This is a genomic window from Variovorax sp. P1_G12, from assembly GCF_056405555.1.
The window spans coordinates 1-11059 of record NZ_JBFUBW010000072.1 but is presented as its reverse complement, the minus strand read 5'-3'; the positions used below and the strand labels follow the sequence as shown (position 1 = coordinate 11059).

The 11059-nt window shown below is 67.4% G+C and carries 11 protein-coding genes and 1 tRNA gene; 6 read left to right on the top strand and 6 right to left on the bottom strand.

The window, feature by feature from the left end:
- The coding region (locus tag AC1D2O_RS37275) for an extracellular solute-binding protein (RefSeq protein WP_478158889.1) at positions 1–455 on the bottom strand (455 nt) is incomplete at its 3' end.
- Positions 456–665: 210 nt separating this feature from the next.
- Here AC1D2O_RS37275 and AC1D2O_RS37270 point away from each other — a divergent pair.
- A complete protein-coding gene (locus AC1D2O_RS37270; RefSeq protein ID WP_478093995.1) occupies positions 666–2183 on the top strand; it encodes a Ppx/GppA phosphatase family protein in 1518 nt (505 codons plus the stop codon).
- A gap of 145 nt (positions 2184–2328) precedes the next feature.
- On the opposite strand, the gene AC1D2O_RS37265 is transcribed toward AC1D2O_RS37270, so the two are convergent.
- The 3 genes from AC1D2O_RS37265 to AC1D2O_RS37255 form a co-directional block, all read right to left on the bottom strand.
- Entirely contained in the window at positions 2329–2790 is a 462-nt protein-coding gene (locus AC1D2O_RS37265) for a SixA phosphatase family protein (RefSeq protein ID WP_478093993.1), read from the bottom strand.
- Positions 2791–2797: 7 nt separating this feature from the next.
- On the bottom strand, positions 2798–4942 hold the full coding sequence (gene ppk1, locus AC1D2O_RS37260; protein ID WP_478158888.1) for a polyphosphate kinase 1: 2145 nt from the start codon (positions 4940–4942) through the stop codon (positions 2798–2800).
- 121 nt (positions 4943–5063) lie between these two features.
- Positions 5064–5921 carry a GNAT family N-acetyltransferase gene (locus AC1D2O_RS37255; RefSeq protein ID WP_478094333.1) on the bottom strand — a complete coding sequence of 286 codons (858 nt, stop codon included), beginning with the start codon at positions 5919–5921 and terminating at the stop codon, positions 5064–5066.
- Positions 5922–6055: 134 nt separating this feature from the next.
- Here AC1D2O_RS37255 and AC1D2O_RS37250 point away from each other — a divergent pair, with 134 nt between their 5' ends.
- The 3 genes from AC1D2O_RS37250 to AC1D2O_RS37240 all read left to right on the top strand — a co-directional run bounded on the left by AC1D2O_RS37250 (position 6056) and on the right by AC1D2O_RS37240 (position 8647).
- Complete coding sequence (locus AC1D2O_RS37250) at positions 6056–7738, top strand: FAD-dependent oxidoreductase (RefSeq protein WP_478158887.1); 1683 nt, start codon at positions 6056–6058, stop codon at positions 7736–7738.
- 75 nt (positions 7739–7813) lie between these two features.
- Entirely contained in the window at positions 7814–8518 is a 705-nt protein-coding gene (locus AC1D2O_RS37245; protein WP_478158886.1) for a glutathione binding-like protein, read from the top strand.
- A gap of 52 nt (positions 8519–8570) precedes the next feature.
- Positions 8571–8647 (top strand) — tRNA-Pro (locus tag AC1D2O_RS37240).
- Between the two features lie 150 nt (positions 8648–8797).
- Here the strand turns inward: AC1D2O_RS37240 and AC1D2O_RS37235 are convergent.
- Complete coding sequence (locus tag AC1D2O_RS37235; protein ID WP_478094156.1) at positions 8798–9304, bottom strand: hypothetical protein; 507 nt, start codon at positions 9302–9304, stop codon at positions 8798–8800.
- Between the two features lie 100 nt (positions 9305–9404).
- On the opposite strand from AC1D2O_RS37235, the gene AC1D2O_RS37230 reads away from it, so the two are divergent.
- Positions 9405–9938 carry a hypothetical protein gene (locus tag AC1D2O_RS37230; RefSeq protein WP_478158885.1) on the top strand — a complete coding sequence of 178 codons (534 nt, stop codon included), beginning with the start codon at positions 9405–9407 and terminating at the stop codon, positions 9936–9938.
- A gap of 456 nt (positions 9939–10394) precedes the next feature.
- Here AC1D2O_RS37230 and AC1D2O_RS37225 read toward each other — a convergent pair whose 3' ends face one another.
- Positions 10395–10727 (bottom strand): HigA family addiction module antitoxin, encoded by a 333-nt coding sequence (locus tag AC1D2O_RS37225; protein WP_478158884.1) that lies wholly within the window; start codon positions 10725–10727, stop codon positions 10395–10397.
- 135 nt (positions 10728–10862) lie between these two features.
- Here AC1D2O_RS37225 and AC1D2O_RS37220 point away from each other — a divergent pair.
- Positions 10863–11059 (top strand): transposase (locus tag AC1D2O_RS37220; RefSeq protein ID WP_478158883.1); only part of this gene is annotated, 197 nt, incomplete at its 3' end.

Genomic DNA, 11059 nt, shown 5'->3' with positions numbered 1-11059 from the left:
GCGTCCGGCAGCGCCAGCGAGGGGTTCAGCGCCTTGATGGCCGGATCGTTCCACTTGGCGATCTTGCCCAGGTAGATGTCGCCGATGACCTGGCCGCTGAGCTTGAGCTCGCCCGGCTTGATGCCCTGGATGTTGACCACCGGGATCACGCCGCCGATGACGGTCGGGAACTGCACGAGCCCCTTGGTCTTGAGCTCTTCGTCGGTCAGCGGCATGTCGGAGGCGCCGAAGTCGACCGTCTTGGCGTCGATCTGCTTGAGGCCGGCGCCCGAGCCGACCGACTGGTAGTTGATCTTGGCGCCGGTGGCCTTGTTGAAATCGGCGGCCCACTTCGAATACAGCGGCGCCGGGAAGCTGGCGCCGGCGCCGGTGGCGGCTTCCTGGGCCAGGGCCGGAACTTGCGCGAATGCCGCGGCGATCAGGCCGGCGGCAGCGAATTTGAACGTCGTTTTCATGGTGCTTCCTTTGAGCTGCAAAAGGGCCCCTTGGGGGCTTGGCAGCGACTCTAGAAAGCTTGTGTGACAACGTCGTGACACCCGCGTACAGAGGGAGAAACAGCTGCTGCGGTGTGTGATCGTGTGTCGCTGTCACATATTCGTCACACGGCCCATCTAGCCTTGCGTGCCCACCGGGCTACGATCAGGCCCCGCCCTTTGCACCTCACTATGAAAAACGGAACCCGCCTCGCCGCGGTCGATCTCGGCTCGAACAGCTATCGACTGGAGATCGGCCAGGTCGACCACGGCCAGATCCATCGCACCGAATACCTCAAGGAAACCGTCCGCCAGGGCAACGGCCTCGACAGTTCGCGCAATCTCACGCCGGAGGCGATGCAGCGCGGCTGGGACACGCTGGCGCGCTTCGGCGAACGGCTGGCGGGCTTCGATCGCTCCCAGGTCCGCGCGGTGGCCACCCAGACGCTGCGCGAAGCCCGCAACCGCGACGAGTTCCTGTTGCGCGCACGCACCGTTCTGGGCTTCGGCATCGACGTCGTCACGGGCCCCGAGGAGGCCCGCCTGATCTACCAGGGCGTGGCGCACACCCTGCCCCACACCGACGCCTCGAATCGCGAACGCCGCCTGGTGGTGGACATCGGCGGCCGCTCGACCGAGATGATCATCGGCCAGGCGCTCGTGGCCGAGGTCATGGAGTCCTACCGGGTCGGCAGCGTCGCCTGGTCGATGAAGCACTTCCCGCAGGGGCTGTTCACGCCCTCGGCCTTCCAGGCTGCCGAGGTGGCTGCCAAGGCGGTGCTCGACGAAGCGCTGGAAACCTACGTGCCCGACCGCTGGGACGTCGTGTACGGCAGCTCCGGCACGATCGGCGCCGTCGGCGACGTCCTGACCGCGGCCGGCAACGAGCCGGGCCTGATCACGCGCGATGGTCTCGACTGGCTGGTCGACCGGCTGCTGCGGGCCGGCAACGCCGACCGGCTGCGCATCGAGGGCATGCGAGAGGACCGCAAGGCGGTGATCGGCGGCGGCGTGACCGTTCTGCGGGCCGTGTTCGACCTGCTCGAGATCGAGGAAATGAAGGTCGCCCAGGGCGCACTGCGCCATGGCGTGCTGTACGAGCTGCTCGAGCGCGACGACGTGGTGGCCGACCTGCGCACTGCCACCGTGGCACGGCTGGCGACCCGCTTTCCGGTCGACAGCGCCCAGGTCAAGCGGGTCGGCGAGACCGCCGCCGCCCTCTATGTGCAGCTCAATCCGGCGGCGCGCGGCGGCAGCACCACGAGCCGGGCCGGCCGCGCGCTGCGCAAGCTCGGCTGGGCCGCGCAGCTGCACGAGATCGGGACCCAGATCTCGCACAGCGAATACCACAAGCACGGCGCCTACATCCTGGACAACGCCGAGGCGCCCGGCTTCGCGGTCAACGAGATGCATGCCCTGAGCCAGCTGGTGCTGGGGCATCGCGGCAAGCTGCGCAAGCTGGAAACGTCGCTGGACGACGAGAGCTTCGTCCCGCAGCTCATCGCGCTGCGGCTGGCCGTGATCCTGTGCCACGCCCGGCGCAACCCCGACCTGCAGGGGCTGCGAATCGAACAGCCCGACACGCGGCTGTTCGTCGTCGGCTGCCGCGCCGGCTGGTCCGACCTCTTCCCGCAATCCGCGTACCTGCTGCGCGAAGAGGTGCTGGCCTGGCAGAAGACCCCGTGGCGGCTCGAGCTCACCGGAATCTGAATCTGGAGGCTCCCACGCTCCCCCACTGCGTGTGGGTCGCTGCCCCCAAGGGGGTAGCTGCAGGCCGCCCGTCCGTGTCAAGCGCGGACTTCGCCGCGCTGGCGGCCCGGCGCCGGCCGGCCCTGAGCCCCGCGCCCGAACGCCGCTACAGCAGCTCGGGCGCCTGAACCGTCACCACCACCGTCTGCACGTCGCCGTCTCGCTCGCGCGTGCGGATCCACCAGACCGCGCCCTTGCGCACCGGGCAGCTGTCCTGCTGCAGCCCCAGCAGCAGCGAGATCGCCTGGCCCAGCGAAGGCTGGTGGCCGATCAGCAGCACCACCGACTTGCCGTTCGGCCATCCGGCGGCGGCCAGCAGCGCATCGGGCGTGGTGTCGGGCGCGAGCTCGGTGCGCAGCTTGTACTTGCGCCCGAGCGCCAGCGCGGTCTGCTCGCACCGGCGCGCCGGACTGCACACGATGCGCGTGCCCTCGGGCAGCTGCCGATCGAGCCAGCCGGCCATGCGCTTGGCCTGCTTCTCGCCGCGCGAGGTCAACGCGCGCTGCAGGTCGTCGCAGCCCTCGGTCCAGTCGTCTGCCTCGGCGTGGCGCCAGAAAATAAGGTCCATGATTCGGTCAATCCCGTGATGCCGCGCGGCGGAGCCCGCGCGAAGCGTAGCGGTTCATGAGGGCCGTCTGCGCACCGTGGGCCTCGATGGCGCGCGAGGCGCCCTCCTCACCCGCATGCGTGTCCGCGTCGACGCGGCGATAGACGCCGTCGGGACCGAGGTCCCAGGCGTCGCGCCCGTCGTGCAGGTAGGCCACCAGGCACTCGTCGATGAGCCGTTGCCGCAGCCCCGGGTCGGTCACCGGCCAGGCCAGTTCGATCCGGCGCAGCATGTTGCGGTTCATCCAGTCGGCGCTCGAAAGGTACAGCGACTCGTCGTCGCCCTGGCGGAAATAGAAGACCCGCGAATGTTCGAGGAAGCGCCCGATCACCGAGCGCACGCGGATGTTGTCGGTCAGCCCCGGCACCCGCGCCGGCAAGGTGCAGGCGGCACGCACGATGAGGTCGATCTTGACGCCCTTCTGCCCGGCCCTGACCAGCGAGGCGATCAGCGCCTCGTCGGTCAGCGCGTTCATCTTGGCGACGATGCGCGTGGCCTTGCCGGCCGCCGCGGCGACCCCGAGCGCGTCGATGCGCGCGATCAGGTTGCGATGCAGGTCGAAGGGCGCCAGCCACATGCGGTGCAGCTTCGGCAGCCGGCTCTGGCTGGCCAGGTGCACGAACACCGCCTCCATGTCGGCGGTCAGCAGCGGGTCGGCCGTGAGATGGCTGATGTCGGTGTAGAGCGCGGCGGTGCGCGGGTTGTAGTTGCCGGTCGACAGATGGCCGTAGCGCCGCATCTGCCGGCCCTCGCGGCGCGTCACCAGCAGCATCTTGGCGTGCGTCTTCAGGCCGACCACGCCGTAGACGACCTGGGCGCCGATCGACTCGAGCATCTCGGCCCAGTTGATGTTGGCCTCTTCGTCGAAGCGCGCCTTGAGTTCCACCACCACGGTCACTTCCTTGCCGCGGCGGACCGCCTCGCGCAGCAGGTCCATCAGCTCGGAGTCAGTGCCGGTGCGGTAGATCGTCTGCTTGATCGCGAGCACCTGCGGGTCTTGCACCGCTTCGCGCAGGAAGGCCAGGACGCCGCCGAAGCTCTCGAAGGGCTGGTGGATCAGCACGTCGCCGCGCTGCAGCCGGTCGAAGAAGGACTGCCCGGGCGACAGCGTGATCGGGTAGGAGGCCTGGTACGGCGCAAAGCGAAGCTGCGGCTCGTCGAGCAGGTCGATCAGCTGCGTCAGGCGCGCCAGGTTCACCGGGCCGTGCACCCGGTAGAGCGCCTGCGGCGGCAGATTGAATTGCGCCAGCAGGAAGCTCGCGAGCGATTCGGCGCAACTGGAGGAAACCTCCAGCCGCACCGCCTGGCCGTAGTGGCGGTGCTCCAGACCTTGCCGCAGGGCGGTGCGCAGGTTGCGGACATCCTCCTCGTCCACCGCGAGGTCGGAATGCCGCGTCACGCGGAACTGGGAGAACTCGCCCACTTCCCGCCCCGGGAACATGCTCGACAGGTGGGCCCGCACCACGCTGGACAGCGCGATGAACAGCGTCTTGCCGCCGGAGACCTTGGCCGGCAGGCGAATCACGCGCGGCAGCACGCGCGGTACCTTCACGATGGCGATCGGGTTTTCGCGGCCGAAGGCATCCTTGCCGCCGAGCCTCACGATGAAGTTGAGCGACTTGTTGGCGACCTGCGGAAACGGATGGGCCGGATCCAGCCCGACCGGAATCAGCAGCGGGCGAACCTCGCGCTCGAAGTACTCGTGCACCCACTTGCGCTGGACCGGATTGCGCTCTCCGTGCGAGATGATGTGGACGCCCTGGCTCGCGAAGGCCGGGATCAGCCCGTCGTTGTAGAGCGCGTACTGGCGCGCCACCAGCGAATGCGCCGCCTCGGCGAGGTGCTCGAAGGATTTGACCGTGTAGTTGCCCTTCTGGTCGCCGGCCACGCCGGCCGCCAGATGGGGCGCGGCCCGGACCTCGAAAAACTCGTCGAGGTTGGATGAGACGATGCACAGGTAGCGCAGGCGCTCGATCAGCGGCACCTCGGGGCGGTAGGCCCAGTCGAGCACGCGCTCGTTGAAGGCCAGGATGGCGTGATCCCGATCGAGCAGGGTCAGGGCGGTTTCGGGTTCGACGATGGCAGGCGATTTGTCGGAAGTGGCAGGCGGCATGAATATGGATTCTGTAACAACCGCCGCGGGAGTGCTCAACGATCGCAGCATGCCAGTGTCACGGGCGCACATGACAGTTTTGTGACGATTGCGTGACGGAATTCCAACACTCCCTCGGCCCTCAGCGACCCTGGAAGTGCCTCTTGTAGCGTGCCGGCAACTCGTCGATGCGCATCAGCATCGGCAGGTCCGCGGTGTTGAAGTCCGGATCCCAGGCCGGCGGCCCGAGCACCTTGGCGCCGAGCCGCAGGTAGCCCTTGATGAGCGCCGGCGGCTCGATCTCGAGCGCGCCGTCCAGGCGCTGCACCGGCAGCGGCAGGCGCGGCTGCACGTGGTACTGGATCGGCGCCATGTGGGTGGCCGAGAGCTGACGCCAGATGCTGGCGGCCGCGTCGCCGCTGGTCACGCCGAGGTGCCACATCGGGATGCTGGCACAACCGATCATGGTGTCGAGCTTGTTGCGGCTCATGAAGCCGGCCAGCGCGCCCCAGAGCGCCAGGATGACACCGCCCTGACGATGCTCCGCATGCACGCAGCTGCGGCCGAGCTCGACCATGCGCTCGCGCAGGTCGCGCAGGCGGGTCAGGTCGAACTCGATGTCGCTGTAGGTGCTGCCGACGCGCCGGGCCTGGGCCGGCGTCAGCACCCGATAGGTGCCGATCACCTGGCCGGTGGCTTCCTCGCGCACCAGCAGGTGCTCGCAGAAGTCGTCGAAGAGGTCGACGTCATGGCCGGCGACCGGCGTCGCCAGCCGTGCGCCCATCTCGCCGGCGAACACGTCGTAGCGCAGGCGCTGGGCGGCGCGCACCTCGTCCTGGTGGCGCGCCCAGCTCACGCTGATGCCGCCGGTTTCTCGGCCACCCTCCGTGCGCGGGAGCGGCACGGGTATTGCAACGGGAGCCGGACCTGGCGCAGGCCGGAGGGAGCCGCGCAGGCCGAGCTGCGAGAACGGGAAGGTCGGGTTGGGCAGTTCTTTCATCGGGACCCTTTCTACGGACGCAGTCTGGGGACCGGCGGTGAAACAAGCATGTCGATTCGAAGGCAATTGCATGACGCCGCGCGATCCGGGCCGCTTCAGCGTTTAATGCCGGAAATTCGCTCTATGGAGTTTTGATGGCCACCGAAACCAGGATCGAGGTCGAGACTCGCCGCCACCAGATGTTTCCGGTCCTGAGCGACGCGGACATCGCACGCATCCGGCGCTTCGGGACCGTGCAGCGCCACGCGCGGGGCGACTGCCTTTTCCGGGCCGGCGAGCCTGGCCCCGGGATGTTCGTCGTGCTCGACGGCGCGGTGTCGATCACCCAGCGCGACGGCCTGGGGCATGTCGTGCCGATCGAGCGCCAGGGGCCGGGCCAGTTCCTGGCCGAGGTGGCCCAGCTCTCGGGCCGCCCCGCGCTGGTCGACGGCCATGCGGACACCGAGGTCCAGACCCTGCTGGTGCCGCCCGACCAATTGCGGGCGCTGATCATCGCCGAGGCCGATCTCGGCGAGCGGCTGGTGCGCGCGATGATCCTGCGGCGCGTGGCGCTGATCGAATCGGGCGCCAGCGGACCGGTGCTGATCGGGCCGCCGCAGTCGGCCGGCGTGCTGCGGCTTTCGAACTTCCTGGGCCGCAACGGCCATCCCTACCAGGTGGTCGACGCCACGCAAGACGCCGACGCAGTGGCGCTGCTCGAGCAATACGGCGAAGCCGAACTGCTGGTCGTCTGTCCCAACGGCACCGTGATGCCCAATCCGACCGAGCATGCGCTGGCGCGCTGCCTGGGCATGGTCGACAGCATCGCCCACGACGACCTGTTCGACGTCCTGGTGGTCGGCGCCGGCCCGGCCGGCCTCGCGACCGCGGTTTATGCGGCCTCGGAAGGCCTGCGCGTGATCGTGGTCGACTGCCGCTCCTTCGGCGGCCAGGCCGGGGCGAGCGCGCGGATCGAGAACTACCTGGGCTTTCCGACCGGCATCTCGGGCGGCGCGCTGGCCGGGCGTGCCTACGTGCAGGCGCAGAAGTTCGGCGTCGAGATGCTGATCCCGGCCCAGGTGGAATCGCTCGATTGCACCGCCGCCGAATCCCGGGGCGAAGTCTCGGTGCAGCTCGCCGACGGCCGGCGCCTGACCTCCAGGACGCTGGTGATCGCCAGCGGCGCGCGCTACCGCCGGCCCGAGGTCCCGCGGCTGGCGGAATTCGAGGGCCGGGGCATCTGGTACTGGGCCTCGGCGCTGGAGGCCAGGCTGTGCGCCCGGCAGGAGGTCGCGCTGGTCGGCGGCGGCAACTCGGCCGGCCAGGCCGCGGTGTTCCTGTCGCAGCATGCGGCCAAGGTCAACGTGCTGGTGCGCGGGCCCTCGCTGGCGGCCACCATGTCGCGCTACCTGATCGATCGCATCGAAGCCACGGACAACATCGCGCTGCGCCCGCACACCGAACTGGTGGCGCTGCACGGCGAGCCGGCCAGCGGCCTGAACGGCGCGACCTGGCGCCATCGCCTGAGCGGCAGGCAGGAGGATTGCCCGGCGCGCAACATCTTCCTCTTCATCGGCGCGGTGCCCGAAACCGATTGGCTTGCGGGCTGCGGCGTTGCGCTCGACAAGCACGGCTTCGTGCTCACGGGCCAGGCGGCGCGCGGCGGCTTTCCGGCCAAGACCGCGGGGACGCTCGAATCGAGCATCCCCGGCGTGTACGCGGTCGGTGACGTGCGCGCGGGCTCGGTCAAGCGCGTCGGCGGCGCCATCGGCGAAGGCGCTGCGGTGGTGGCGCTGATCCACCAGCACCTGGCGGCGTCGGCCGTCGCGGCGGCCTGAGCGGCTCGGGGCCCTGCAGGAAAACCGGTCCAGCGCTATGCTGGCCGGCTTCGCCACCCGCACGGATTCCCCGACATGCCTCAAGCGCCCATCGACGCCTATTCCTGGCCCACGCCCAACGGCCACAAGATCCACATCATGCTGGAGGAATGCGGCCTTCCCTATGTCGCGCATCCGGTCAACATCGGCAAAGGCGACCAATTCGAGCCCTCCTTCCTCGCGATCAGTCCCAACAACAAGATACCGGCCATCACCGATCCCCAAGGGCCGGATGGCAAGCCGATCTCGCTGTTCGAGTCCGGCGCCATCCTGGTCTACCTGGCCGGCAAGACCGGCAAGTTTCTTCCGGCCAGCGACCGCGCACGCTACGAGACGCTGCAGTGGCTGATGTTCCAGATGGGCGGCGTCGGCCCGATGCTCGGCCAGGCGCACCACTTCCGCATGTATGCGCCCGAGAAGATCGGCTACGCGATCGACCGCTACAGCAACGAGGCCAAGCGCCTCTACGGCGTGATCGACAAGCAGCTGTCGAACAACAAGTTCATCGCTGGCGAGAGCTATTCGATCGCCGACATCGCGATCTTTCCCTGGCTGCGCAGCTGGGAGAACCAGGGCATCGTGCTCACCGACTATCCGCACCTGGAGCGATGGTTCGACGGCATCGCCGCACGCCCGGCGGTCCAGCGCGGCGTCAAGGTGCTGGCCGACCTGCGTCAGCCGATCACGGGTGACAAGGAACGCGAAATCCTGTTCGGCAAGACGCAATATCAGCGCCGCTGAAAAACGCCGGCGCGCCGATGCCCCCATTCGCAGGTTAGAATCGAAGGCTCGTCGGGGTGTAGCGCAGCCTGGTAGCGCATCTGGTTTGGGACCAGAGGGTCGAAGGTTCGAATCCTTTCGCCCCGACCATGAAAAAAGTGAACGCCTGCAAGGACTTCGGTTCTTGCAGGCGTTTTGCTTTTTGGGGGTCGATTTTTAACTGCTGACTGAAATGTCCAACGGTGTGATGCCTCGACAGCTTCGACGACGACCACCTGGTCCGCTCGAGAAGCCCTCCCCTCACCGTTCCGGTTCGTTCAGGGGTTGAAGCCACTCCACAGCGGCCATGGCGGGCGCCATCGATCGCAGCCGCTCGTCGCGCCAAAGATCAGCCGCGACCTCCTCGAGCTGCTCGGGGTCCACCGTTCGCCACTGGCGCTGCAGCTGGTGGGCACAGGCTGCAATCCAGGTTTGTGCGCTGATTGGGTCCATGCGCATACTGTACGCCCATCCAGTATTTTTTTGCAGGTGTTTGCAATCGTCTACCGGTGTCGACGCGAGGGCCACTTGCTCGATGCGGAACCCCGCGGCGCGATGGGCAAGTTGCTCAAGTAGGACATCAGGGCCACCTAGATCTGGGGGGCGACCCGTGATCGCCACGTGCATGAAGTCGACGCGGCTGTCGGGTCGTGAACGCCTCTTCAAATGGCCGGTGGTCTTCCCTTTCGGGCAAAAAAGTTGCCCCCGCGCCCAATGTCCGCGTCGAACCAACCGCGCAATGATCGAAGGCGCAAGGTCGCGCGCCATGGGTCGAGTCGGCCGGTACGATGCCCTGCGAGGTCGGCCAGCGCCGCGGGCCATACGACGCGGGAGTCGGTGTACGCACGAACTGTGAAGAAGATCCGCCATGGAATCCGACATCAAAGCCAAGGCGCCGTTGCGTCAGCGAATGATCAGCGAGCTCCAGGAGCTCGTGGTCCTGACTGCCTACCTCTTCATCGTCATCTGGGCGATGAACGTGATGAAAGCCGCAGTGCTGCGCAGCCATGGCATCGAGTTCGTCTTCTGGGGCGTGGCGATTGTGAAAGCCCTGCTGCTCGCCAAGTTCGTGATGCTGGGCAGGGCTCTGAAGCTGGGGGGGCACAACGCTCATCGCCCACTCATCTGGCCGGTGCTGCGCAAGACTTTCACCTTCCTGATGCTGCTGATCTTCCTGACGATCGTCGAGGAGGTCGTGGTGGGATTGTTCCATCATCGATCGATCGGTGAATCGCTTGGCGAGCTGTTCGGCCAGCGGCTGCTGGAGTCGCTGGCCGGCGCGCTGCTTCTGCTGCTCGTACTCATTCCCTATTTCGCCTTCCAGGTCATTGCCGAGGCGCTTGGCGAAGGCCGGCTGGTGAGAATGCTTCTTGTCGACCGGAATGCGACAGGAAAAGGGTAGTTCGCAACACCCTCTACAGAGATCAATCTGTGGAGCGCCATGAATGGCTCACGCGCTCTCTCCTGGCCGTGCTGCTGCTTGGGGGGCCCACCCGTCCGATCAACCCGCCGATCACGCATGTCGATGCGAACCGCTGCTGCAAGCCGCCGGGGTGCCATCGACCACTATTCCTATGAGGTGGTCGGGCTTCGATTCCCGGAAGATCATCTGCGAATCACTTCCGCACCGTGCGGCCCTGCACAACCCTCGCGGACGACACCCCTGGCGCAAGTGACTTCCGGCGGATGGGCGACTGGCGGACGCACGACTTCCGGATGCACGACTTCCGGCCGCATGGATTGCAGCGACGCAATCGGGTGGTGAGGCAAATCTTCTGCCCCAAAGGGAAGAGTGTGGTGACAGGGCGGAGCGCGACGCTGACAAACTGGGCCGCTCGCTCGTTGGGCACCGAGGTAGTTACCGAGACGTTCGCTGGGGCTCTGCCTTGATCTTCGGCGCCCGCTTCACATGCATCGTCTTCGCGATCCGCTGGCGTGCCTGCCACTCGTCGTAGTCGCTCTGGCCGCCGAGCCAGAGCCGCGCCGCGCCGCCACGGTCGGCGCCAAGCCAGGCCTCCAGGCGAATCGCCAGCTCGGGCGAGATGGCGGCGTTGCCATTGATCACGCGCGAGAGCGCCACGCGCGACACGCCGAGCTGCTCGGCCGCCTCGGTCACGCTGAGGCCGAGCGCCGGCAGCACGTCATCGCGCAGCGTGAGGCCGGGATGCGGGGGGTTGAACATGCGGGCCATGATGAGTCCTAGTGGTAGTCCTTGTATCGCGTATCGCCTCGCGATACAACGTATGCGATCAATGAACCACGTCCTTGAGCCGCGGTCTGTGACCTGACAGCCTACGTTCCCACATAGATGAACATGGGAACGTAAATGACAGACGATTTGGAAGCCCTCAAACGCCGGCTGGTGGTGGGGCACAAGAGCGACGGACGCAGCGTGTACGACGAAGCGGCGAAGTCGGAACTGGTGGCACTGTGTCGGCAGCCCGGCGCCTCGGTATCGCGCCTGGCACGCGAGTGCGGCGTGAATGCTATCGCGCCTGGCACGCGAGTGCGGCGTGAATGCCA

Excerpts from the sequence above, each read along its gene's own strand:
- AC1D2O_RS37270 (WP_478093995.1), top strand. The coding sequence starts at position 666 with ATGAAAAACGGAACCCGCCTCGCCGCGGTCGATCTCGGCTCGAACAGC.
- AC1D2O_RS37265 (WP_478093993.1), bottom strand. The coding sequence starts at position 2,790 with ATGGACCTTATTTTCTGGCGCCACGCCGAGGCAGACGACTGGACCGAG.
- AC1D2O_RS37255 (WP_478094333.1), bottom strand. The coding sequence starts at position 5,921 with ATGAAAGAACTGCCCAACCCGACCTTCCCGTTCTCGCAGCTCGGCCTG.
- AC1D2O_RS37235 (WP_478094156.1), bottom strand. The coding sequence starts at position 9,304 with ATGGCGCGCGACCTTGCGCCTTCGATCATTGCGCGGTTGGTTCGACGC.
- AC1D2O_RS37250 (WP_478158887.1), top strand. The coding sequence starts at position 6,056 with ATGGCCACCGAAACCAGGATCGAGGTCGAGACTCGCCGCCACCAGATG.
- AC1D2O_RS37225 (WP_478158884.1), bottom strand. The coding sequence starts at position 10,727 with ATGGCCCGCATGTTCAACCCCCCGCATCCCGGCCTCACGCTGCGCGAT.
- ppk1 (WP_478158888.1), bottom strand. The coding sequence starts at position 4,942 with ATGCCGCCTGCCACTTCCGACAAATCGCCTGCCATCGTCGAACCCGAA.
- AC1D2O_RS37230 (WP_478158885.1), top strand. The coding sequence starts at position 9,405 with ATGGAATCCGACATCAAAGCCAAGGCGCCGTTGCGTCAGCGAATGATC.
- AC1D2O_RS37245 (WP_478158886.1), top strand. The coding sequence starts at position 7,814 with ATGCCTCAAGCGCCCATCGACGCCTATTCCTGGCCCACGCCCAACGGC.